The sequence below is a fragment of the Pyramidobacter sp. C12-8 genome (assembly GCF_002007215.1).
Classification (GTDB): Bacteria; Synergistota; Synergistia; order Synergistales; family Dethiosulfovibrionaceae; genus Pyramidobacter.
This window is the reverse complement of sequence record NZ_MUHX01000034.1, coordinates 1-23,284: the sequence shown is the minus strand read 5'-3', so window position 1 is coordinate 23,284 and position 23,284 is coordinate 1. Positions and strand designations below refer to the sequence as shown.

At 61.1% G+C, this 23,284-nt stretch carries 20 protein-coding genes, 2 pseudogenes and 1 riboswitch; of the genes and pseudogenes, 9 read left to right on the top strand and 13 right to left on the bottom strand.

Features of this window, described 5'->3' with window-relative positions:
* Nucleotides 1–500 (top strand): annotated as a pseudogene (locus tag B0D78_RS10905) (hypothetical protein); the annotation flags it as partial.
* On the opposite strand, the gene B0D78_RS10900 reads toward B0D78_RS10905, so the two are convergent.
* The gene (locus B0D78_RS10900; protein WP_078016983.1) at nt 497–1,375 is read right to left on the bottom strand and encodes an NAD(P)-dependent oxidoreductase; all 879 of its coding nucleotides are present in this window, start codon (nt 1,373–1,375) and stop codon (nt 497–499) included. The pseudogene B0D78_RS10905 and the gene B0D78_RS10900 overlap by 4 nt on opposite strands.
* Nucleotides 1,376–1,559: 184 nt before the next feature.
* Between B0D78_RS10900 and B0D78_RS10895 the strand changes: the two genes are divergently transcribed.
* Together B0D78_RS10895 and B0D78_RS10890 are read left to right on the top strand one after the other, a co-directional pair.
* Nucleotides 1,560–2,750 carry an aminotransferase-like domain-containing protein gene (locus B0D78_RS10895; protein ID WP_078016982.1) on the top strand — a complete coding sequence of 397 codons (1,191 nt, stop codon included), beginning with the start codon at nt 1,560–1,562 and terminating at the stop codon, nt 2,748–2,750.
* A 197-nt stretch (nt 2,751–2,947) separates the two neighbouring features.
* Nucleotides 2,948–4,564, top strand: coding sequence for a dipeptidase (locus tag B0D78_RS10890; protein ID WP_078016981.1), 1,617 nt, complete (start codon nt 2,948–2,950; stop codon nt 4,562–4,564).
* Between the two features lie 232 nt (nt 4,565–4,796).
* On the opposite strand, the gene B0D78_RS10885 is transcribed toward B0D78_RS10890, so the two are convergent.
* The gene (locus B0D78_RS10885) at nt 4,797–5,954 is read right to left on the bottom strand and encodes an iron-containing alcohol dehydrogenase (protein WP_078016980.1); all 1,158 of its coding nucleotides are present in this window, start codon (nt 5,952–5,954) and stop codon (nt 4,797–4,799) included.
* 253 nt (nt 5,955–6,207) lie between these two features.
* Nucleotides 6,208–7,113 carry a cation diffusion facilitator family transporter gene (locus B0D78_RS10880; protein WP_078016979.1) on the bottom strand — a complete coding sequence of 302 codons (906 nt, stop codon included), beginning with the start codon at nt 7,111–7,113 and terminating at the stop codon, nt 6,208–6,210.
* Between the two features lie 85 nt (nt 7,114–7,198).
* A riboswitch (NiCo riboswitch) is annotated at nt 7,199–7,283 on the bottom strand.
* A gap of 158 nt (nt 7,284–7,441) precedes the next feature.
* Between B0D78_RS10880 and B0D78_RS10875 the strand changes: the two genes are divergently transcribed.
* The gene (locus B0D78_RS10875) at nt 7,442–7,975 is read left to right on the top strand and encodes a GNAT family N-acetyltransferase (RefSeq protein WP_078016978.1); all 534 of its coding nucleotides are present in this window, start codon (nt 7,442–7,444) and stop codon (nt 7,973–7,975) included.
* Nucleotides 7,976–8,003: 28 nt separating this feature from the next.
* Nucleotides 8,004–8,531 carry a GNAT family N-acetyltransferase gene (locus tag B0D78_RS10870; RefSeq protein ID WP_078016977.1) on the top strand — a complete coding sequence of 176 codons (528 nt, stop codon included), beginning with the start codon at nt 8,004–8,006 and terminating at the stop codon, nt 8,529–8,531.
* 148 nt (nt 8,532–8,679) lie between these two features.
* Here B0D78_RS10870 and B0D78_RS10865 read toward each other — a convergent pair whose 3' ends face one another.
* From B0D78_RS10865 to B0D78_RS10840, 6 genes are all read right to left on the bottom strand, one after another.
* Nucleotides 8,680–9,180 carry an OmpH family outer membrane protein gene (locus B0D78_RS10865; RefSeq protein WP_078016976.1) on the bottom strand — a complete coding sequence of 167 codons (501 nt, stop codon included), beginning with the start codon at nt 9,178–9,180 and terminating at the stop codon, nt 8,680–8,682.
* Between the two features lie 175 nt (nt 9,181–9,355).
* A complete protein-coding gene (locus B0D78_RS10860; RefSeq protein WP_078016975.1) occupies nt 9,356–11,128 on the bottom strand; it encodes a YadA C-terminal domain-containing protein in 1,773 nt (590 codons plus the stop codon).
* 262 nt (nt 11,129–11,390) lie between these two features.
* Nucleotides 11,391–12,329, bottom strand: coding sequence for a helix-turn-helix transcriptional regulator (locus B0D78_RS10855; RefSeq protein ID WP_205948316.1), 939 nt, complete (start codon nt 12,327–12,329; stop codon nt 11,391–11,393).
* A gap of 552 nt (nt 12,330–12,881) precedes the next feature.
* Nucleotides 12,882–13,511, bottom strand: a complete 630-nt coding sequence (locus B0D78_RS10850; protein WP_078016974.1) for a cyclodeaminase/cyclohydrolase family protein — start codon at nt 13,509–13,511, stop codon at nt 12,882–12,884.
* A gap of 14 nt (nt 13,512–13,525) precedes the next feature.
* Entirely contained in the window at nt 13,526–14,440 is a 915-nt protein-coding gene (gene ftcD, locus B0D78_RS10845) for a glutamate formimidoyltransferase (RefSeq protein WP_078016973.1), read from the bottom strand.
* Between the two features lie 70 nt (nt 14,441–14,510).
* Nucleotides 14,511–15,782 (bottom strand): amidohydrolase family protein, encoded by a 1,272-nt coding sequence (locus tag B0D78_RS10840; protein ID WP_168170113.1) that lies wholly within the window; start codon nt 15,780–15,782, stop codon nt 14,511–14,513.
* A 335-nt stretch (nt 15,783–16,117) separates the two neighbouring features.
* On the opposite strand from B0D78_RS10840, the gene gltS reads away from it, so the two are divergent.
* Complete coding sequence (gene gltS, locus B0D78_RS10835) at nt 16,118–17,377, top strand: sodium/glutamate symporter (RefSeq protein ID WP_078016971.1); 1,260 nt, start codon at nt 16,118–16,120, stop codon at nt 17,375–17,377.
* Nucleotides 17,378–17,464: 87 nt separating this feature from the next.
* Nucleotides 17,465–18,412: an autotransporter outer membrane beta-barrel domain-containing protein gene (locus B0D78_RS10830; RefSeq protein ID WP_078016970.1), complete on the top strand. Its 948-nt coding sequence runs from the start codon at nt 17,465–17,467 to the stop codon at nt 18,410–18,412.
* 593 nt (nt 18,413–19,005) lie between these two features.
* Here B0D78_RS10830 and B0D78_RS10825 read toward each other — a convergent pair.
* Nucleotides 19,006–19,491, bottom strand: a complete 486-nt coding sequence (locus B0D78_RS10825; RefSeq protein ID WP_168170112.1) for a YcbK family protein — start codon at nt 19,489–19,491, stop codon at nt 19,006–19,008.
* A 294-nt stretch (nt 19,492–19,785) separates the two neighbouring features.
* On the opposite strand from B0D78_RS10825, the gene B0D78_RS13275 reads away from it, so the two are divergent.
* Both B0D78_RS13275 and B0D78_RS10820 read left to right on the top strand, forming a co-directional pair.
* A complete protein-coding gene (locus B0D78_RS13275; protein WP_205948315.1) occupies nt 19,786–20,103 on the top strand; it encodes a hypothetical protein in 318 nt (105 codons plus the stop codon).
* A complete protein-coding gene (locus B0D78_RS10820) occupies nt 20,103–20,876 on the top strand; it encodes a carcinine hydrolase/isopenicillin-N N-acyltransferase family protein (RefSeq protein WP_205948314.1) in 774 nt (257 codons plus the stop codon). Before B0D78_RS13275 ends, B0D78_RS10820 begins: the two co-directional genes overlap by 1 nt.
* A 354-nt stretch (nt 20,877–21,230) precedes the next feature.
* Here B0D78_RS10820 and B0D78_RS10815 read toward each other — a convergent pair whose 3' ends face one another.
* The 3 genes and pseudogenes from B0D78_RS10815 to B0D78_RS10805 form a co-directional block, all read right to left on the bottom strand.
* The gene (locus B0D78_RS10815) at nt 21,231–21,593 is read right to left on the bottom strand and encodes a zinc ribbon domain-containing protein (RefSeq protein WP_078016968.1); all 363 of its coding nucleotides are present in this window, start codon (nt 21,591–21,593) and stop codon (nt 21,231–21,233) included.
* A gap of 40 nt (nt 21,594–21,633) precedes the next feature.
* Complete coding sequence (locus tag B0D78_RS10810; protein ID WP_168170111.1) at nt 21,634–22,401, bottom strand: DUF4428 domain-containing protein; 768 nt, start codon at nt 22,399–22,401, stop codon at nt 21,634–21,636.
* A 478-nt stretch (nt 22,402–22,879) separates the two neighbouring features.
* Nucleotides 22,880–23,284 (bottom strand): annotated as a pseudogene (locus B0D78_RS10805) (hypothetical protein); the annotation flags it as partial.

The following is a 23,284-nucleotide window of genomic DNA, read 5'->3' as shown; positions in this document are numbered from 1 at the left end:
CCAACGAGGTTTTGCCCAAGCTCATCGCCAGGCACAATCGGAAGTTTGCCGTCACGCCGGCTGAGGGAGAGGACGTTTATGTGAAGCCGGAAGGAAAAGTCGATTTGGATTTTCTCTTTGCGCGTCGCGAATCTCGCAGGACGGATCACGGCGGCATGATTTCCTATGGAGGTCGTCGGTACGTTCCGGCGGCGGACGATTGCCTCGGGATGGCCAAAACGACGGTTGAGGTGCGTGAAACGTCGACCGGGCGGATCTGGGGTGTTTCCAAGGGCAGACGGATCGAGATGAAGGAGGTTGAAAGTCAAAAACGAGTCGACTCCGATGAGGCATCGGCAAAGAAACGGAAAAGCGGGCTTGTGAAAGCGCACACCGCCGGAATCCTCATTCCCAGCGTCAAAGAAAGCGTGGCTTACCCGCAGCATTGTCCAGGGAAAGCGTCCCAATGGCCCGTCCGGTGCCACTGCCGCGACGCCGGGGGTCGTTTGCGAAGGAACTAGGCACGCGAAGCAAGATACAGTTTGTACAGCGCCTGGGTACCGTCGTTTTCGCCGCCTTCGTCAGCCAGGCGGCGGTAAAGTTTGTCGGCCAGCTCCAGCCCGGGCAGGTCGAGCTTCATCTCCCGCGCGCAGTCGAGGGCGATGCCCATGTCCTTGATGAAGTGCTTGACGTAAAACCCGGGCTTGAAATCGCCCTTCAGCATGCGCGGCGCCAAGTTGCTCATCGAAAAGCTGCCCGCCGCGCCGCCGGAGATGCTGGTCAGAACCGACTGCGGATCGAGCCCGGCCGTGCGCGCGTAGGCCAGCGCTTCGCAGACGCCCATCATGTTGGACGCGATGGCGATCTGGTTGGCCATCTTGGTATGCTGCCCCGCGCCCCATGTGCCCTGAAGCCTCCATTCTTTGCCCATGGCGGCGAACAGCGGCTCCGCCAGCTTGAACGCCGCTTCCGGGCCGCCGGCCATGATCGTCAGCTTGGCCTCGCGCGCCCCTACGTCGCCGCCGGAAACGGGCGCGTCGAGCGCCTCGCCGCCCAGCTCCCGCGCTTTGGCGCCGATTTTCGCGGCCAGCAGCGGCGACGAGGTGGTCATATCGATGACCAGCTTGCCCAGAGCAAAGCCCGCGAACAGACCTTTTTCGCCGAAGTAGACCTGCTCCACGTCGCGCGGATAGCCGACGACCGTGATCACCGCCTCGGCCGCGCGCATCACCGCGGCGGGGCTGTCGGCCCATGCCGCGCCGGATGCCAGCAACGTTTCGGCGGAAGCTTTCGTGCGATTATAGACTGTCAGCTCGAAACCGGCTTTCATCAGGTTCGCCGCCATCGCTCTCCCCATCACGCCCAGCCCGACAAAACCGATCTTCTTCAAAGTCATCAGAATCTCTCCTTTTTCATCAGATCCCGCGCGGCGCAAGCCGCGCTCGTCTTCCTTTTTGTTTTATTCTAGCACGGATCGTTCGCATGAAGAGCCACGAGTTTTCTCCGCTGGATATTTATCAAGCCGGTATGAAAATGTTATAATGGCGCAAATTTGAAAAACCCAGTCAGGAGGCCTGACCATGGAATACAGACTCAGTCACCGCGCCCAGAACCTGCGCCGCTGCATGATGGACGCCTTTCATCTGCGCGACGCGAAGGACATGATCTTCTTCAACTCAGGACAGCCCGCGGCGGATCTTTATCCTCGCGCCCTGCTGCGCGCCGTCCTCGACGAGCTGCTCGCCGAGGAGCCGCAGATACTCGCCTACCCCGGTTCGCAGGGCGACGAAGAACTGCGCAAAGCCCTGGCCGAACGCCAGAACCGCCTCGACGGCGGCGCCGGCATCCGGGCGGAACAGATCGTCGTCACCAACGGCGGCACCGGCGGCGCCGATCTGCTCGCCCAGTTATTTATCGATCCCGGCGACACGGTGCTGAGCGAAACGCCCACGTTCCCGGAGACGCTGGACTGCTTCACCAAATCCGGCGCGCGCCTCGCAGGCGTCTCCATGGATGCCGGCGGGCCGCTGCCCGACGAGCTCGAACGCCTGGCGCAAAAGTGCCGGCCGCGCTTCTTTTATGTCATCCCCAACTTTCAGAACCCCACGGGGCGCTGCACCTCGCCCGAACGCCGCCGCGCCGTCGCGGAGATCGCGCGCCGGTACGGCTTCTTCATCGTCGAGGACGATCCCTATCGCGAGCTGAGCTTCGACGCCGCGCCGCCGCCTTCCTATCATTCGCTGGCGCCCGACTGCACGATCTCCATGGGCAGCCTCTCCAAGACCATCGCGCCGGGAATGCGCATCGGCTGGCTGGTGCTGCCGGACGAGCTGGTCGAGCGCGCCGTGATGACGCTCAAGGCCACGGCGCTGTGTTATCCCGCCCTGCTCCACCGCGCCGCCGCGCGCGTGCTCGAACATCCTCAGTTCGACGCTCACGTCGCCGAGTTATGCCGCGATCTGAAGCGACGTTACCAGCTTTTGACTGGATTGATGAGCGCACAGATCCCAACGGGATGGCTGACGTGGGAAACGCCGCTGGGGGGAATGTTCCTGTGGTGCCGCCTGCATGACGGCGTCTCGGCCATGGACTTCGCCGTGCGCGCCCGCGATCGTTGGCACGTGGCCTTTTTCCCCGGCGTGTGTTTCACACCCAACTACGAAGGGGAAGACTTCTCGCTGCGCCTTACCTTCGCGCGCCAGACCGACGCCCAGATGGCCGAAGGCGTACGCCGCATCGCCGCGGCGCTGAAGAGCTTCGCCGCGAACTGACGCAGAGTTTCGGCGCCGTGGGGACAGGACTCGCATAAACATGCGTCGCGCGGTTTGCGGCACAGCCCTGTGAAAAGGACGGGACCGTACGGTCTCTATTCAACGGGAAACGATGAAGCGCTGCTTCTTGACATATTCATAAAATATATGTTAGATTCATTGCACCTTGTTTCACAAAACGAAAAGGAGGCAATGCAATGTCGAAGAAATTTTTAAGCGTTCTGCTCCTTCTGATCGGAATCACCTGTGAAGCGGCTCTGGGCTGCACCGTTTTTGGCGTCGGAAAGAATGTGTCCGCGACGGGGCACGCCATGGTTTCGCATTCCTGCGACTCCATGTCGGACACGTTTCAGCTGCACCTGATTCCCGCCGCGTCGCATGAAGCGGGCGCTGAGCGCTTTTTGCTCAAAGAAGGCAAAGGCTGCGACGCCGGCGCCGATCCCGGCGTGATCGGCAAAATCCCCGAAGTTCCGCAGACCAATCAGTATCTGACCAGCCGCTACTCGTTCCTCAACGACAAGGGACTGGCCATGGGCGAATCGACCATGACGATGACCGCCGACGACAAACGCAGCGAAAAAGTGCTGGAAGTCATGGAAACCAACGCTTTCGGCATGACGAACTGCCATATCGTTCAGGACATCGCCCTCGAACGCGCCGGCACCGCCCGCGAGGCCGTAAAGGTCATCGGCGATCTGATCGACGAATACGGCTGGTACGAGGCCGGCGAGACCATGCCGATCACCGACGGCGACGAAGTATGGATCGTCGAAGCCTACGGCAACAAGATGTGGGCCGCCTGGCGCGTGCCCGACGACGAGATTTTCGTGGCCGCGAACCGCGCCCGTCTGCGCGAACTCGACCTGACCGATACGGAAAACGTCGCCTACGCTCCCGGCATGGTCGAGTACGCCGTCGAGCAGGGCTTCATCGACGCCAAAGACGTGAACATGAAGAGCTTCAGCCCCGCCGACGTGTTCTATCCCACGCTGCGCCTTTACTCCGCGCTGCGCGAATGGCGCGCGCTCACCCTCTTCGCACCCTCCCTCAAACTCGATCCCTACGCCCACTATTTCCCCAAGTCGGTCAAGCCCGACAAACCCGTCACCGTCGCCGACCTGTTCCGTATTTACGGCGACTGGTACGAAGGCACCGAGTTCGACCTCAGCAAAGGCCCCGCCGCCGGTCCCTACGGCAATCCCAACCGCTACCGCAAAGAGATCAAACTGGGCTGGAACGACAACGAATTCCCCCGCGCCATCAACGACTACCGCCACACCTACGTGCAGATCTGCGAGGTCGATCCCACCCTGCCCGAAGCCGTGCGCGGCATCGTCTGGTTCGGTTACGGCGCCGCCGACACCACCTATCTGACGCCCTTCTGGGCCAGCATGAAAGCTCTGCCCGAGCCCTTCACCACCGGCACGCGCAAAGGCCCCTTCGACCCCAAGTCCGCCTGGTGGGAGTGCATCCGCGTGCAGCACATCGCCGAACTGCGCTACCAGGACATCCGCAAGGAGATCATCGACTACCGCACGCCCCTCATGGAAGCCGATTACGTCAAGGCGCACGAGATTCAAAAGCAGGCGGCCGAGCTGATCAAAAACGGCCAGAGCGACAAAGCTCTCGACTTGATCACCGACTACGCCTGCGGCAACGCCGTCGCCCGCCACAAGGGCTGGAACGAACTGGGCAACCGTCTCTTCGCCAAATACTGCCTGAACGGCACCAACATGGAGTACAAAACCTATCCCGAAGAGTGGAGCCGTCTGATCTGGAAAGGCCCCTTCCTCCGTCCCGACGGCACCAAGTAACCTAAGAACGCAACGGAGAAACGAAGACACAGAGAAAAGCGAAAACGAAGACGACAACCGACACAAATCCCCTGACGGGCGACGACCGTCAGGGGATTCTCTGAGCAATGAAAAGAGCCGATGGTCACGTTGATCATCGACTCTTTTTCTGTAATTGATCATTCAATTTTCGCTTTTCTCCGCTTCGCCGCTTCTCCGCAGTCGGTTCCGTTTAAAACTGACTGCGCCCGGCTCAATAACATTCGGTGAGGATGTCGAAAATCTCGCCGACGGTGAGCTGGCGGCAGCAGCCTTCCTTGATGTTGGTGCTGCGGGCGACGGCGTTGTAGAAGGAGCGGTCGGCGATGCCCATCTTGCGGAAGCTGTTGGGCAGGCCGACGTCAATCACGAACTGTTCCAGCGCGGCGATGCCGGCCAGCGCGGTCTCGCGGTCGTCGCCGCGGTCGGCTACGCCCCAGACGTTTTTCGCCCAGCGCGCGAAACGCTGCGGCGCGGCCTTGTAGAGGTGACGGTAGAGGATCGGCTGGATCACGGCCAGCCCCATGCCGTGGTTGCAGTTGGTGTACGCGCCGACCTGATGCTCGATCTGGTGGGCCTGAAAGTCGGTGACTTTGCCGATCTTGAGCAGACCGTTTTCGCTCACGGCCGCCGCCCACATCAGCTCGCCGCGCACGCGCAGATCGCCCGGATCTTTCACGAGGGCGCGCGTGCTGCGGATGACGTGGCGCATCATGGCCTCGGCGATCTCGTCGGTGAGGTTGTCGTCGAGCGGCTTGCCGAAGTAGCTCTCCATGCAGTGCGAGAGCGTGTCGAACGCGCCCGAAAGGACCTGCGCCCTCGGCGCGGAGAGCGTATAGGCGGGATCGAGCGCCGCGAAGGACGGCGCCGCGCCGGTCATGCTGCCCTTGATCTTCTTCTCTTCGTTGGTGATCACGGCGATGTCGTTTTGCTCGGAGCCGGTACCGGCCACGGTAACGACGACGCCGAGGGGGATGAACTGCGCCGGGGCGGCCTGAAAGCGGAACTTCATCTCCCACAGGTCTTCGTCGGTCAGGGCCTGAGCGGCCACGACCTTGCAACAGTCGCTCACCGAACCGCCGCCGACGGCGAGGATCAGGTCGACGCGCTTCTCGCGGGCCAGGCGCGCGCCCTCCCGGACTTTGGCGTACGTCGGGTTGGGCATGATGCCGCTGAACTCGACCACGTCTTTATTGGCTTCGCCCAGAAGCTTCATGACCGTACCGTAGACGCCGTTTCTTTTGACGGAGCCGCCGCCGTAGGCGAGCATCACCGTACGGCCGTACTTGGGGAGTTCGGCCCGCAGCGCGCGGACGGCGGCGTCCGCGCCGAAATAGGTGACGGTCGGATAGGAAAAGACAAAATCGCGCATGAGAAAGACCTCCTTTGCAGATCGGGATCGTTTGCACCTATCGTCAGTTTAAGGGGAAAGCCGCGCAAAGTCCACCGCCAGGATGTCGCGGCGTGAAGAAAAAATCGCCGCCGTCTGCGGCAAAAGAGGAAACGTTTTTAGCGTTCCACGTGGAACATTTTTCTTCGTTCATGTATTTACAACGAGTCAAAAAGCATGTCATACAAATGATATCTTTTTCGCGGCTTAGCGGCGACTTTTATTCCGCGAGGACTCAAAGCGGATTGACGTGGACCATCACGTGCTTGACCTGCGGAAAGTTCGTTTCGACCGCGTCATGGACCCTTTCGGCGACGGCGTGGGCGGCGGCCAGCGAACAGCGGCCGTCCACGCCGATCTCGATGTCGACGTAGACGCGGCTGCCGAACTCGCGCGTGTTCATCAGGTCGATGCGGCGCACGCCCGCCTGAGCGGCCACGCACTCGCGCAGCGCCCGTTCGGTAGCCTCGTCGCAGGCGTGATCGACCATCTTGTCGGTGGCGTCCTTGAAGATGTCGACCGCCGCTTTGACGATGAACAGACAGATGACGAGGCTGGCCGCCGGTTCCAGCACCGGAGATCCCATGCGCGCGCCGCCGATGCCGATCAGAGCGCCCACCGACGACAGCGCGTCGGAGCGGTGATGCCACGCTTCGGCTTTCAGCGCCGTGGAGTCGATGCGCCGCGCCCGCAGCCACGTGTACCAGAACATCGACTCCTTGACGGCGATCGACAGAGCCGCCGCGAAGAGCGCGATGCCGCCCGGCTGCGGCATGTTCCGGTACGCGCCGCTCCAGATCTTCTCCACGGCGCCCCAGCCGATCAGCAGTCCGACCGCCGCCAGGATGCCGCCGAGGATCAGACCCGCCACGCATTCGAGCCGCTCGTGCCCGTAAGGATGCGAGCGGTCCGACGGCCGCGCCGAGACTTTGACTCCCGCGACGACGATGACGCTGCCGAGGATGTCGGACGTAGAGTGGACGGCGTCGCTGATCATGGCACCGGAATGCCCGATCGCGCCGGATGCGAACTTGAACGCCGCCAGCAGCAGATTGCCCGCGCCGCAGACGAGGGAGACGCGCGTGGCGATTTTTTCGAACTGAGTTTTTTCCGGCGCTCCGGCGCGCGTTTCCCGATTCATGACAATTTCCTCCTGAACGGATGGTTTCATGAGATCCGCCCGCCTTGCGGAGCACGAAAAAATCCGCGGGACGCGCTCGAATCGCTTCCGTCCCGCGGATCGTCGTCCGCTGCCGCGCCGCGGCGGCCCGGCCCGCTCCCCGAGGGGACGGCCTGTTCAGTTTATGCTGTGTCGAAGGCCGTGTCAAAGCCTTAGATAAATCTTAACAACCGGCCTCGGGATTAGTCAAGGCATATCGCCGTGCGCTTGCCGGAACGAGGGGGCGCCGCTATAATGAACGACAAGATCCCGCCGCGCCGCGGACATCGCCCAGAGGAGGGGACCCCTTATGAACAGATTGAGACTGATCCGTCCGGACGCGGCGCACGAAGCGCAGGTCATGGACTACCGCCGCGTTTTTCTGGAAAACGGCGAATATTTCGCCGGCTGCGCCGGGCTCGAAGACGTCGAAAACTACGCCGAGTGGCTCGACTTCGAAAACCGTCTTTCGAAAAAGTACGGCGACGGCTACATTCCCTCCACCGTGTTTCTCGCCGTGAGGACGGAGGACGAAACGCTCGCCGGCATCCTCGAGATCCGCCACCGCCTTACCCCTTTCCTGCTCCGCTACGGCGGGCACATCGGCTATAGCGTCCTGCCCTCGCAGCGGCGCCGGGGCTGCGCCACAGAAATGATCCGCCTCGCCCTGGAAGAGTGCCGGAAGCTGGACCTCGATCGCGTGCTCCTCACCTGCGATAAGGCCAACGTCGCCTCCGCGCGCACGATCGCCGCCAACGGCGGCGTGCTGGAAAACGAGATCGAAGACGACGTCGGCATGGGGCGCTCGGGCACGATCCAGCGCTACTGGATCGCCGTCGAGTGACGCCCGTTCGCCGGGAAGGAGACCGCCCATGCTCGACCATATACGCACCGCCGGCGCGGAAGACTTCGGCGCGCTCTGGCGCTTTTACGAAGACGTCTGCCGCGCCCAGGAACGCGACGAATACGGGCCCGACTGGCACCTCGGCGTCTATCCCGCCGCCGCGGACCTGAAAGGACACGTCGCCGCCGGCGAGATCCTCACCGGCTGGAAAGACGGCCGCCTCGCCGCCGCCATGGCCGTTACCGGCGGCGAGGACGAGATGTACCTCGGCGTGCCGTGGCCGCTGGGCGCGCCTCCCGAACAGGTTGCGGCGCTGCACCTTTTCGCCGTCCACCCGGACTTTCGCGGCCGGGGCGCGGCGCGGGAAATGCTGGCATCCCTGTTCGAGCGCGCCCGCGCGCGAGGCCTGCGCGCCGTTCACCTCGACGTGATCGAAGGCAACCTGGCCGCCGAAAAACTCTACCTCGAAGCCGGCTTCGCCTTTGCGGGAACCCGGCGCGTCCACTACGACGACCTCGGCGACACCATCGTGCGCCTCTTCGAATACGCGCTGTGAAACAAAGGCCGCCACGAAGACGCGGAGGCACGGAGAAAAACAAAAGAAAGGGCGGGACTGTCGCTTCGCGGCAAAGTCACCATAATTGAAGATCAGTACCGACAAAAAGGCACGACGCCCAATCGAGCGTCGTGCCTTTGACGCAATGTCAAGCCAGTTCCGTTTTTCGCGGCGAAGCCGCGGTAAGGTCTTTGACTTTCTCCGTGCCTCCGTGGCAGCTTTTGTTTCCGCCGTTCGGTTTTGACGAAGCTACTTTCTTTCCCCCCGACGATGGTTTAGTCACCGTCACTACCGGCAGCTTGGGGAATTTCGGCGTCTTCCGGTTCATCTCTCTCATCACCGCAGAAGTGAAGTCAAGCCGCGGATCGACCGTGAGGAACAACTGCCGCCCCATCACCGCCTGATACCTGGCGTTCTTCTTGCGCCAGATCTCCGCCTCCGCCGTGTTCTCGCGGCCGCGGTACAGTTCCCGCAGATCATCGTACCCCTTCTGCAGCACCTTCTGCACCGCCTTCAGATGCTCCTGCCCCTTCCTGCCGGGGAGCGACTGATCGAGAATCCGCTCCGCGTTCACCACGGCGATCTCAGTACCCCGCGCCGTTCCGGCCATAGCCGCCACCAACAGAACGAGAAACACCAAACGTTTCATGTCACGCAACCGCCTTTTGCCTCGGCAAAACGTGCTGCGGCGCCGCACGGCGCCGCTCCCGTCGGAAAAAAGGCAAACATTCCTTCCGCTTCCCGAAAAAACGGAACTCGTTCCCCATACCACAAGAAAGGCGGCAGGCCATGACGCCGCCGCCCTTCGCATCCAACGATAAAGGTTACTTTCTTCTGGAGTCCTCCAGCATGCGCTCGAGTCTCTCCACGCGCTCCTGCATCGTCGCCTTCAGCTCGGCAATCTCGTGAGCCTGTGACGCCACCTGAGCCTGCAGTTCGGCGTTCTCCTTCTGCATCACGTAAATGCTGCTGATCGGGCCGGAACGGTAGCGCTCCGGGATCGCATCGCGCTCCGCCTTGCGCCCGATCTTCCAGGTAAAGCCGGCGTTGGCCATCGACTCGCCGTGGTCGGCGATCGCCACGCCCGCGTGCACCATGAAATCTTCTTTGAGATAATGGGCAAAGCCAAGCGCCAGAGCCCATTCGCCCCGGTAGCTGCCGAAGCCCGCCATCAGCTGGCTGGGAGCGATCGGGTCAAACTGCATCGGCTTCAGCCCCGACAGCGCGGAGCTGAGCGCGCCCACGTTCTTGATGTCTTTTCTCAATTCGCCCATCTGATTATAGACATTGTCGAAGTTGTCGTATACTTTGCCGAACTCACGGTCCACGGCGCTGAGCGCATCGCCAACATTGTCGTAAGCGCCGCCGCGGATGATGTAGCTCGGCGCGGAAACCGTGCCGTCGGCGTTGACCGCGGAGCCGCCGCCGAAGTGGTTGGAAACGTTCGACGAGAGGCCCCAGAGCTGGGAACCGTTGATCGCGTCGGTACTTGTCTCGCTAACGTCCCCGGCTTTGACGTTTTCGATCTTATTGCCCGCGGCGTCGAAGCCTTTGGCCGTTACCCTGCCGGCGAATACGGGCGCTTCCGACATCCGAAGCTCGAGCCCGCCGTCTGTCGCCGCCGTCTTGAGATTGTTGCCGCTGTACTCCCCCGCCGTCGTGGCGCCGCCGTAGATCTTGAGCTTCTCGCCCAGTTTGCGGTCAAGCTCGTTCCCTTCGTTGTCAATAAAGGTCAGCGGCGTGTCGGCCAGAACCTTGAGCTGGTCTTCCGTCGCCGCCTGGCCGCGCACAATGGCGCTGGGATCCCAGGTCGTGTTGCTCAGCCCGGTGATCGTGCCAGCAGTCCCCGTACCGTTAATCGTGATGCCGCCGATCTTTGCCGTACCGTCGCCGATGATCGTGTTGCTGCCAATCTTCAGACCATCCTCATCCAACGTATTGATACCGGCCTTCAAACTACCCTCGGGAGTCAGGTCGACGTTTTTGGCCAGAGCGATGGTAACATTGCCCGTCTTCGCTCCGCCGCCGATAGATTGATTCAATCCAATCGTAAGATTGGAATCCGATGATGTGAAATTAACATTGTCACCGTTTTTCACATCAAACGATTGATTGCCAACCCTCAGCTTCCAGCTCTGCATGGCGCTGCTGGCCTTGTCCTCGACTGCCTTGAGCTGGGCATAGTTAACCGCGTCGGTGTCTTCCGTACCGGCGAGCACATTGACAATCTTATTGTCGGTAGCGTCGAAGCCTTTGGCCGTCACTGTACCGTCAAAAGTGGGAGCGTCAACAACGTTGATCTTGTTGTCGCCGATGGTAATATTCTTCCCCGCATTGGCCGAGCTGATGCCGCCGCCCAGGCCGCTGACTGTGACATCACCATTCGGGGCCTGTGTTACCGTGGCACCCTCAAAGATCAGCTGCGCAGATGGATTGCCGCTCGTCAACAACTCCTTCGAGGTAGAACCACCAACAATATAAATACTATTATTCGCATATCCTGCGCCGACCGTGAGTAGAGCCGAGCTCAGGGCCAATGCGGCAACAATGCCGGCTTTTCGCTGCCTGTTTCTGTAAATCCTTGTGTTTTCTGCCATGTGTTCTTCCTCCTGAAAGTTCTTCCAACTCAGCGTCGCGGTGTTGGCGCGGCGTTGTTTCCACGCGGACGGGCCGCGGTCTTCCCAAAGAGCGTCCTGCGGCGCGGCGCCGAAGGCCGAAGCGAGGGGGCCTTCCGGCGGCGCAGTGCGTAAGCTGGCTGTATGGTTGCGGCATCGCCTCCTTGCAGCGCATGATGACGAACTCGCCGCACGGGGCGGCGTTTTTTCGACCGTTTTCGCTACGAGAGGGTTTCGCGCCGGATCACGGCGACGGCGTCGCCCTGGCTGCGTAGCCAGAAGTCGATGCCGGAGCCGAACGCTTCGGCGGCGATGGTATTTTCTGCTTCAGGATTTTTGCCGTGGGCAGACGGTCGAGGGCGGCTTCCGCGCCGGAGGTCCGGCAGGTGAAAATGACGCGCTGCAGGCGACCGCCGGACATAAACTGAATACGCTTGCGCAGTTTGTTCTCTTCAAAGCGGTCTCTGTAGGGAACGCCGAAGGTCCCTCCGAGGACCTTCAGATTGATGATGCGGTCGACGCGGTAAATGACGGGAAAATTTTCGCGAGGCCCGCCCAAGTCGCGGCGGATCTCTTCGTCGTCGATGAAGACGGCCACGTAGAAGTAGTATTCGGAGAACATGACGGCCACGGGGCGCAATTTGCGCGTAACGAAAGTTTTATCTTTAGGGAGTCGATACTCGATTTCGATGTAATGCCGGTCGCGGATAGCCTCGCCGATGGCCCAAAGTTTGTCGATAAAAGCGCGGCGATGACGCAGCTCGACATAATGAAGGGCCTCGTTACGGATCAAGTCCTCGATCCGTTTGCGCTCTTCCTTCGGAACGGAACTGTCGATCAACTTCTGCAGCACGGCAAGCATCTCGCGCCGGGCAAAGGCGCGGCTGTCCAGCAGAATTTTGCAGACGGCAAGGATTTCGCTGTTGCTCAGTTTGATGTTTTCGCTCCGTCGCAGGCGATAGCCTTTGCTGCGCCGGTCATATACAACGTCGTTGAGTATCTCGCCTTCGGCCGCCGCGTTGGACAGATAGGCTCTGAGATCGTCGATGTCGCGCTGAATGCTGCGTGCGTTGACGCAGAAGCGCTTGGCCTCGTCGTTCTTGTTGACGGTGGAGCCGCCCATCAGGCGTTGGTAAAGGCTTAATACGCGCTGTATCTTGTTTCGACTTCCTGACTGTTCCATGCCCCTCTCCTTTCACGGAACTCTTTTTTCGCCATTATAGTGTTTCGCTATGACAGCTTCTGTCACTTAAAATTGAAATAAAAATTTTCCGCTGAGTTTTTGCGAAACATGCGCCGGAACAAGAAAGGCACGTTCTCGATTCTTACGGCAAGCCAGCGCCGCGGCTCTGGGCAACATAAGGTTTTCTGGAGAAGGAAAGCGCGGAACAACGGTTTCTTCGTCACGGATACGGTCGTGAATCCGGCCCGGAAAGGGAGAAATAGAAATTGCGATTCTGCCGGAGAAGAAACCGCAAGGGATTGTGAGAACGCAAGAGGCGTTTTTAGAAGTTCCGCCATTCGGCCGAGAACGCGTTTTCGCATTGGAAGCGTCGGCGCTGGCCCCAGGCGCTATGCCAAGAATGCCCTTCTTTATTATTGCCGGGCACGACATAACGCCTGATACGACACGGTTGGGCGGCACGGCGATAAAAAACGAAAAAACACAGCGCCCTGACAGTGTCTGTCAGGGCGCTGTGTGATGACGCGCGCTTTTTTCGCGGCGGCTGAAAAATCAGCCGAGTCTTTTTTCCATCAGCTCAGTCAGCTCGGCCATGGCGGCGTCGATGGCGCTCAGGGCGGCGTTCATGGCGGCGCGTTTTTCGGCGGCGTAAGCCTCGTCCTTGATGCCGAGCAGGTTGATGCGCACGTTGTAAGCGGCGCAGGTGCCGGCGGCGCGGGCGAACTGGCCGGCGGTGCCGGCGTCGCTTACGGCGTTGACGTTGCCCTCCCGCACAGCCACGAGCGCCAGGTTGGCCACCTCGGCGCAGAGGTTCAGCGTGCGCAGCGGCACTTCTACGGTGCCCTTGGCGGCCTCCTGCATGGCGGCCTTGCGGGCGGCTTTCTGTTCGTCGGTGTCCTTGGGCAGTTTCATGGCGGCCATGAAGTCGTTGAAGGCCGCGGTGTCCTCGTCGATCAGCTTCAGCAGCGTTTCGGCGTATTTCTTGCCCTTGGCGCAGAGCGCGTCCATGTCGGCCTGGACGGCGGCGTACTTTTCGCGGCCGCGGGTGAGCTCGCCGACCATGGAGACGAGGCCGGCCGCCAGCGCGCCGCCGAGCGCGGCGATGCTGCCGCCGCCGGGCGCGGGCGAGTTGGAAGCCAGTTCCGTGACGAAAGCGGGAAGAGTCATCTCATGAAGGATCATCGCGGGAGCCTCCCTTAGTCCTGCTGCATCAGGTCGAGCAGCTTCAATTCGAGCACCTGCTCGTTGTGGAAGTCGTCGACCTGCAGGTAGTAGGCGGCGCTGTCGAGCATGGCGCCGGCGGGGATCATGCCGTAAACTTCGGTGCCGTTGACGGTGACGCCCCAGCGGGCCGCTTCCATGCGGATGAACTCGAGCACGCGGTACATGGCCGTTTTCTCGTAATCGACGAGATTCATGGAGACCTGAACGAGGCCTTTCTCGGGCAGGTCGACGCCCATGCCCTTGACGCAGGAGAAACCGCCGTTGCTGGCGCGGACGCGCTTGCCGATGATCTTGGCGATTTCCACGTTGGTGGTGTTGAGGTTGACGTTGAAGGCGACCAGGAACTTGCGCGCGCCGATGGCGGTGCCGCCCGCGGTGGGATGCAGCTCGTTGGGGCCGACGTCGGCGGCGCGGGTCGGGTCGGTCTTGACGAGCTCTTTCAGAGCTTCGTACTGGCCCTTGCGCACCTGCTCGAGGCGGGTGCGGTCGGGGCGCACGGACGACGCTTCGTAATAGAACACAGGCACTTTCAGCTCGTCGTAGAAGCGCTGCGCGAACGTGTGCGACAACTCGACGCATTCGTCCATGGTGATGCCTTTGATGGGCGTGAAGGGGATCACGTCGACGGCGCCCATGCGAGGATGCGCGCCCTTGTGGGTGTTCAGGTCGATGTTGGCGACGGCAACTCTGCCAGCCTCGATCAGGGCGTCGCAGATGGCGTTCGGTTCGCCGCAGAGTGAGACGACCAGACGGTTGTGGTCTTCGTCGGCACGGTAGTCGAACAGATAGCAGCCTTTGCGGTTCTTGAACGGGGCGACGATCGCCTCGATGACGTCCTTGCGCCGTCCTTCACTGAAATTGGGTACGCATTCGATCAGTACAGACATGTGTGACAAAACCTCCTCGATTTTTACGAAAATACCTCCCGCCGTCGCGGGACGGCTGATTCAACCGATATTACGCCTCCGGCTCGGCCGTGGCCGCCGTCATCGCGGCGACTTCCTCGCGCAACGGGCGCTCCACGTCGCGCGCCACGTCCAGCCCGAGCAGACGGCCGTCTTCCATGGTTTTGCGCCCGCCCACGTACACGTCGCGTACCATGCCGCTCCTGACGACTTGCAGGTCGGCCCAGCCGCCCACGCCGAGGGCGCCGATATATCCGGCGCCGAAGTCGAAGCGCTGGCGGCCGAAGCCTTCGATCACCCGCGGATCGATCTCGCCGCGGTAGCGCGCCTTGAGGAACTCGCGCTCGCCCTGCACGTTCAGATCGTCGTTGCTGGCCTCGCCGTCGGTGCCGCACCACAGAGGGATCTCCGAGGCCAGCAGCGCCGGCACGTCGGGGAAGCCCGTCTTGACGCGCGCGTTCATGCGCGCGTCGAGCACGACCTTCATGCCGTTGCGGGCAATGAGGCGGCGCTCTTCGTCGTCGAGCCAGCAGCAATCCGACAGGATCACGTGCGACAGCGACGGCACGCGCCCCTCGTCGAGCAGGCGCTGCAAAAACACCATCGGCCGGCAGCCGTGCCGCTTCAGCGACAGATCCACGTCGCCCCGATCCTCAGAAAGATGGAACTGCACGGGACGGCGCAGTTCCCAGCCCAGCGCGATGCCGCGCGCGATCGCGGCTTCCGTGGAGGCGTGCATGCTGTGCAGCGCCGGACAGATCATCAGCGCCTCGTCTTCGAGCGCCGTCAGCTCGCGCAGATACCGCTCCGCCGTTTCCGGCGTCTCGTAATAGGAGCGCTGCGAGGCTTTTTTGCCCGCGGAGGCGTCTTCGTTGACGACGTCGTAATTCATGCGGCCGAAGACCAAACGGATGCCTACCGACCGCGCCGCCGCCAGCACCTCGCGGTCCAGCTCGTTGCCGCGCCCGCCGTGCAGATAATAACTCGCCATCACGCTCGTCGTACCGAAAGCCATCATGCGCGCGAAGGCCCGCTCGCAGGCCAGACGCACCCGCCGCGGCGTCATCGCCGTGGAATAGCGGTAGATCGTGTGCCGGCACCACGTCCCGAGATCCCAGCTTTTGTCGGCGATATCGGTGTAGATCGACTGCTCGGGATGAGAATGGGCGTTGAAAAGCCCCGCCCGGATCACGGCGGCGTCCGACGGGCATTTGCCCGCGCCGCCGAGCGGCGTCAGTTCGGTCACGAGGCCGCGCTCGTCCCACCCGATCCGTCCGTAAAAGACCGACGCGCCGTCGTCGATCCAGCCCGTGAGCTGAACCATGGTCATCACTCCTTCGAAAAAATCTTTTTACGAAGTTCCGTTTTCCCGCGGCCGCCCTGAAATTTTTCGGTCAGGCGCGCCGCCGACACGTCCCTGTTGTCATTTAAACATTTTATTATCAACTATGCAAGTCTCCGGCCCTGCGCGGCTTTCCGCAACGAATGGCGTTTTCCTCGCCGGCGGCGCGGCGCGTTACCGCCTTTCAAGTGATTTTATGCCGTGAATTTTCCATTGTATTGAATCTAACAATATGATAAAATTTTTTCGATTTCAAGATTTCGATCCATTCGGACCGTGCGGCCCGAAAAATATCTTTTGATCCAGGAGTGATGTCAATGTCGTGGAGTTTTGCCGAAAACGTTTTATCGCTCAAGTTCGACGCGCTGTGGACCACCGCCGTCGCCCTGCTGCTGCTCATCGTCGGCTATGGGCTGCGCCGCCGCCTGCGCTTTTTCGAAACGTTCTGCATCCCCGCGCCGGTCGTCGGCGGCCTGCTCATGGCCATCCTCGCCCTGGTCCTGCATCATAACGGCGGCGCCAGCGTCAAGTTCACCACCTCGCTGCAGTCGCCGATGATGCTGGCCTTCTTCACCACCGTCGGCATCGGCGGCAGCTTGGCGCTGCTGCGGCGCGGCGGCAAGGCGCTGATCGTCTATCTGGTCTTCTGCTGGATCCTCGCCGTCGTCCAGAACGGCGCGGGCGCGGCGCTGGCAAAGCTCTTCGGCATCCATCCCGCCCTCGGCGTCATGGCCGGAGCCGTCTCGCTCGAAGGCGGACACGGCGCGGCCGCTTCTTTCGGCCCTCTCACCGAAAATCTCGGCGTCGCCGGCGCGGCCGCCGTCGCCATCGCTTCCGCCACTTACGGCCTGATCGCCGGCGGCCTGCTCGGCGGCCCGATCTGCAAATGGCTGATCGACAAAAACCACGTCGACATCCAGGCCAGCGACGACGCCATCTATCAAAAGAGCGCCGCCGAAGTCATGCACGAGGGCGGCAACAGCGAGGTCACCGCCGACGGCTTCATGAAATCGCTGTGCCTCGTGCTCGTCATCATGGCGCTCGGCTCGCTGCTTTCCGGCTATATCGCCCGCTTCACCAAGGGAACGAACTTCAGCCTGCCCGGTTACGTCACCGCCATGTTCGTGGCCGTGATCTTCCGCAATCTCAACGATCATCTCCATCTGGTCAAGATCAACACCCGCTGCGTCGACCTGATCAGCGACGTCGCTCTCGGCGTGTTCCTGACCATGGCGATGATGAGCCTGCGCATCTGGGATCTGTACGATCTGGCCCTGCCGCTGATGGGCATCCTGCTGTTCCAGACGCTGCTGATCGCGACGCTCGGCGCCCTCGTGCTGTTCCCGCTGCTGGGCAGGGATTACGACGCCGCCGTCATGTGCGCCGGCTTCGTCGGCCACGGTCTGGGCGCCACGCCCAACGCCGTCGCCAACATGGGGGCCGTCTGCGAACGCTACGGCGTGATGTCGCACAAGGCGTTCCTGATCGTGCCGCTCTGCGGCGCGGTGCTGATCGATCTGGTCGGGCTGCCCAACATCGTCTGGTTCATCAACTGGTGCACGGCCGCGGCCAAGTAACTCGGAATTTTTGGAATCCTGCAAGCACGCTTCGGCAGCAGAGGCACCTATGTCGGGTCTGGGTGACCCAAAAAGGAGATCGTCCAATTGAGAAAAGCGGTATTTGCGATCCTGTCAGTCGTCATGTTCTGTCTGCCGGCATGCGGAACGGAGGAAGCCCCGAGGCATGCAGAGGCGCGCGCTGGGTTGAAGCCCAACGGCATCTGGCTGACTCCTTTCTATTATAAGAACAGCATCGACGGCTTCCACTCAAACGCTGGAACTTGGGACTCCGACACCAAACTCTATGGCGTCACGTTGGGCTACAGCAAGCTCACTCCCGCAGGTCTGCTGGGGGCCGTTCTCAACCTCGGCAGGTACGACGCTCAAGGGAAAGGCAGGCTGACGGGCAGCAGCGCGGAGGGCAACGTCGCCGGCTTCGGTACGTTTTTCGGCACGCGGCTGGGCACGTGGAACGTCACGGCCAGCCTGTCGCATCACTGGCTGGACGGCAATCTGCGCGGTTCGGTGCGCGGCATTCCTTTTCAGTCCGACGCGGTGAAGGCGCGCATTTTCACGGCGGGGCTGAAGGGGTCGTTTTTGGGGCTGCATCGTACAGGCAGTCTCAAGGTTACGCCATTTCTCGGCGTCAACTACGCCCATTACGGCGAGGACGCCTTTACTGTCTCGATAGCGGCTCGTCCCCTGATCGACACGGGCAGCGGCTCATTCAGCCAATGGACATTTCCTCTCGGGCTGCATTTGGACTGGGATGCCGCGCATACGCCGACGGGCTGGTCGCTCAGACCGTCGCTCGAGCTGGCTTACGTGCGCGCGGCCGGCGATGTGGACTTCCGCACCAAGCTGCGCCGCATATCGGGCGGCGCAGGCGCAGTGGATTTCAACACGGCGATGGCCGACGAGAACAGTTTCCGCGCCTCTTTAAACCTCGAAGCTCAGAAAAAATGGTTTTCGCTGGGCGTCAAACTAAGCGGCACGCTGAGTTCCCACCAGCACAGCTTCGGTGCCGCTCTGACGGGGAAGTGGCAGTTTTAGTTTTTCGCTTCCCGGCTGAAAAAACAGACGACGGGCATCGTTTTCCAAGACCCGTGAAGCACTGATACTAATTCTTGATAGAAAGTATTAACATAGTTTCCCGGGCGCTGCGGGGGAGTTCAGTCGCTCAGGACTATTTCGACCGCTGTACGGTCTGCGCAGCTCGCTTTATGAATCTCCCCCGCAGCGCCTCTGTATTCGGCATTTTAATTGAGAAATAGTATGGGGATCTTTGATTGGATCAAGAACCGCGAGTCCTTCGCCGTTTCCGCCGCGCCTCGGGACTCCTCCCGTCACATGACAAAAATGCCCGGCGCTAACGGTTGACATGTTAGCGTCGGGCATTTATTTCACTCCGCGCGGAAAGAAAAACTTTCCGCCGCCTCTTTTTTTCATGGCGGCGTCCCGTGGGACGTGGGAGGCCGCTCTTGTTTTCGATTTACTCGGTGTTCAGCAAAACCGCGGTGGCGCGCTCGGTCACTTCCGCCTCGAGCGGGTTGTTCGGCGCGTCGTCAAAAACCGCGCCGGCGCCATTTTTCGGGGAGTTGCTCTTGGCCTGAAAAATGTTTTTATGTCTTGGCAGATACGACGAATCATCTTTCTCTTTTTGCAGAAAATTCCCGCAGCGCCTCCAGCGACAGATGTACATAATTCCGCCGCGGATCCGGCAGCACGGAACGAAAACCAAGCCGCCGCGCCAGCGCGCAGAAACGCGCTTGTTCGCGGGCGCCGATCGCCACGTCGGCCGCCTGGCCGGTCAGATGCCGGCTATGCGGCACGCCGCCGACGCGGGCGTTATGGCGGGGGCAGCGCCGCCCGCTGGTAAAGGTCAGGCGCTTTTTCCAGCTCGCCTGAAGCTCTGCCAGCTTCTTCAAAAAAACGGCGTCCATGCCTGCCGCGCCACAGCAGCGGCAGCACAGCGATTCCATCTGGCGGGCGTCCAGTTCCGCCAGAGCCGGCAGCATGCGGCTCGCTTCCGCTGTCGCCTTCGGGCGGCGCCCCGGCGTGCCGCCCGATTCTCCCGTCAAAAGCGGGACCACGAGCGCCGCCAGAGCGACCAGCAGCTTCCACACCTCCATCACGATCACCTCCTTCCGCGTGAAGTCCTCGCACGAGGGCAATATAAAAGAGTGCATTTCGAACGATATAAATACAAACAGATCGATCAAAACGACGCGAACCGACAGTGCCGCACAAGGCAAAACGCGGCGAAAGCCCGGAGATGAAAGGCGGGGGGAACGGATTTCTTGCGTTGATTTTTTCGCCATCATCAGGTATCATCACTTTCAAATAATACAGAGCCGCCGTGCAAGCCGTTTTTACGGTGGCGTGGCGCGCGGTGGGAAATCAAATATGACCAAGGGGGAATCAGGATGAAAGGACTCAAAAGGCAGCTACTGATAGGGGCGGCACTCGTCGTTGTGCTCGCCGGCGTCGCCGGAGGCGTTTACGGCACACGGCTGAAGACGGTCGCGTCGATCCGGCGCATCACTTCTTACGACTCCGGCTACAATCTCTACCGTATGAACGTCGCGTACGACTACCGTCTCGACGATGTCATCGCGTCCGGCATCGCCGACGACCAATCGATCGTCGACGCTACGATGTCGGAAGCGCTTCCTTTCCTGCCGCTGCGCCTCAAGGCGCCGAATGCGCTTTCAGCGTCAAGAGCGCCGACGGCGACGCGCTGATGGGGCGAAACTACGATTTCAAAAACAACACTTCGGCGATGCTGGTCTACGCAACGCTGAAAGACGGCTACAAATCGGTCGCTTTCGCCGCGCTTGACAACCTCATGGCCAATGCTCCCGATCAAAGCCTCAAAGCCAAACTCTCATGCCTGGCCGCTCCCTTCGTCTGTCTCGACGGCGTCAACGAAAAGGGCGTCTCCATCGCAGTGCTGACGCTCGACAGCCCGCCGACGCGCCAGCACACCGGCAAGCCTGTCATCGCCACCACGCTGGCCATTCGCCTCGTGCTCGACAAGGCGGCCAGCACCGCCGAGGCGGTCAAGCTGCTGGAAGCTTACGACATGTTCGCCACCAGCGGACGCGATTATCATTTCTACATCACCGATGCCGCCGGCGACGGCCGCGTCGTCGAGTTCGACTGTCTCGACGAAAAGCGTCCGCTTGTCGCCACGCCCATGCGCGCCATCACGAATTTTTACGCGCTCTACAAGGACAAAGTGCTGCCCTATCAGAAGAACGGCGTATTCGGACGCGGCCGCGAGCGCTACGACACCATCGAGAAGATCCTTACCGAGCACGAGAACAACGTCACGCCGCAGATCGCCTGGAAAGCCCTCATCGACGCCTCGCAGGCTCCCAAAGAGGGGGACGTGACCAGCAACACGCAGTGGTCCGTCCTTTACAACAACACGCAGTTGACCGCCGAGATCGCGATCCGCCGCGACTGGCAGACCGTACACACCTACAGTCTGAAGACAAACGAACTCCAATAACCTGCCGACGGAGCCTGATATTATTTCTTACTTAAAAAGCCGAACGCAAGAGCGCTGCGGGGAGAGATTCACAAAGCGAGCTGCGCAGCAGTCGAGCTCCTTCTGAGCGACTGAATTCCCCCGCGGCGCCCAGAAAACTATGTTAATACTTTCTATCAAGAATTAGTACGAAGGATTATGAAGGGCTTCTTTATCCGTGCCTGAAAACGAACGCAGGGCGGAGCGAACGGGTATCGTTCGCTCCGCCCTGCGTTTTCGGAAGGTCGGCAGATTCTTCGCAGCGGCGGCGTTCCACGCGGAACACCGCCGCTCGACGTTTCTGTTTTTCCCGGCGCCGCGGCGGACTGATTTCCTCTATCGGCCGAAGAGCGCCGCAATCTGCTTGACGGTGTCGTCGAAAACGACGCTGAAAGGTTCGCCGGCGAAGAGGCGCTGGAAGGGGACTCGGCTTGCGGGGAAGAAGTAGCCCACCGCGGCCACGGCAACGACAACGACAGCCAGCCAGAACCAGAAGCGGCTCTTCCGCGGCGCTGTGTCCTTTTTCGGCGCCACGACCGCGGCGGCTTCGTCAACGCGCACGCGCTTGGGATCGGTCTGCAGAGGCGTCTTCACGACGGGCTTGGGCTGTTCGACGGGACGGGTCGCACCGCAGTAGGGGCAAAAGTGCTGCTCGTCGTTTTCGAACTTCTTTCCGCAGGATGTGCAGTAAATTGCCATTCTCATCTCTCCTTTGAAGTGATGCCGGCCAAACTGGCTTTTAGTTTTTATGATCCGCCCGCGATGCGTCCAGCAAGGACCGGATCAGCGCGTGCATTTCGCAACAGCGGTCGCACTCGTCCAGCTCCTGCCGGGTGCGATAATCGAGCGCGACGGGCGCGTTGAGGCCGAGGTCGGTAAGAAGCCCGGCGGGAGGCAGCTCAATGTGCGCTTTTACCTCGTGATACGCGTCGAGATGGGGCTGACGGCGCGCAATGCCTTCGGCGTGCAGCGGCAACGAAGGACCGTTGAGACGGAAGCGGATCCGCTTCGCCCATGGGTGGCTGGTCGTGATGACCTCCCAGAAATCGAAGTAATGAAGAAAACGCGGCGGTTCGTAACTCTGCTTCTTGCCGTCGATCATGCGCTTCTCCTCGTGGCTGATGTGCTCAACCTCCAGCTCGACGCGCTCGACCTGCGCCAGAGAGACGAGGTCGGGATTGACGGCCAGCAGGTCGTCATCGGCATCTTCGAGCACGACGAAGCGTCCCCCCGCTTCGTCGATCATCAGCCGCCCACCGTTACCGACTTCGCGCGAGCTCGAGAAGCCGCGCAGTTCCTCGAGGTTACGTTCGCGGTCCCGAAGCTGTTCGTCGATCTGCGCCACCGTGCTCTCGCGGCGCTCATCGAACCATGGCGAAAGCTTCTGTGCGCACTTCTTGCACAGATTGCCGTCCGCCAGCCTGCGATTGCCAAGCAGGCCGATCTCGCCGCCGCAGATGGAACAGATCTTTTTCTCGAAAAGTTTGCCGAAGAGTCCCATCCCCATCTCCATCTCCCCTTGTCTTCCAGTTTTGAAAGCTCCGCACATTCGCGCCGCGGACGATCTTTCATAGTCGCATTATACCCTATCCGCCGCCATTCCACATCGCCCGATCGGGTGAAATGCGAAAGATCCGCAAAAGACGCTCGAGATCGAACGCAACAGCAGGAATCAACCACAACTGGTAAATCAGCCCAGCTAAATTCGCGCGTCCGTGAGGGTGCGACACAGCGGCGTTTTGTCGGCCCATTCGTCGTCGTTGCTGCTTCAATTCGCGCGCTCCTCACGGAGCGCGACGCGTTGTAGACCGCCAGCGGCGACAGTCGTTCGCAGTGTTTCAATTCACGCGCTCCTCGCGGAGCGCGACCTGTCAATAGCCAGTAAAAAAGTCACCATAACTGCTCATTGAAAAAGTCACCCCCTCACACTCCCATCACAGCAAGACACCTCGAAAGAACTCCCCATCGTGCCGCCATAACAACGTCTACGCGAACGTACATTTATCCCGACATGTGCTATGATATCCCTGCCTTTTGACGACGCCACGCCGCCATGGGTGGTCCGGAGCGGGCTTGTGCGCTTTCACAAGCCCGCTTTTCCGTTTCTTTGCCGATGCCTCATCGGAGTCGACTCGTTTTTGACTTTCAACCTCCTTCATCTCGATCCGTCTGCCCTTGGAAACACCCCAGATCCGCCCGGTCGACGTTTCACGCACCTCAACCGTCGTTTTGGCCATCCCGAGGCAATCGTCCGCCGCCGGAACGTACCGACGACCTCCGTAGGAGATCATGCCGCCGTGATCCGTCCTGCGAGATTCGCGACGCGCAAAGAGAAAATCCAAATCGACTTTTCCTTCCGGCTTCACATAAACGTCCTCTCCCTCAGCCGG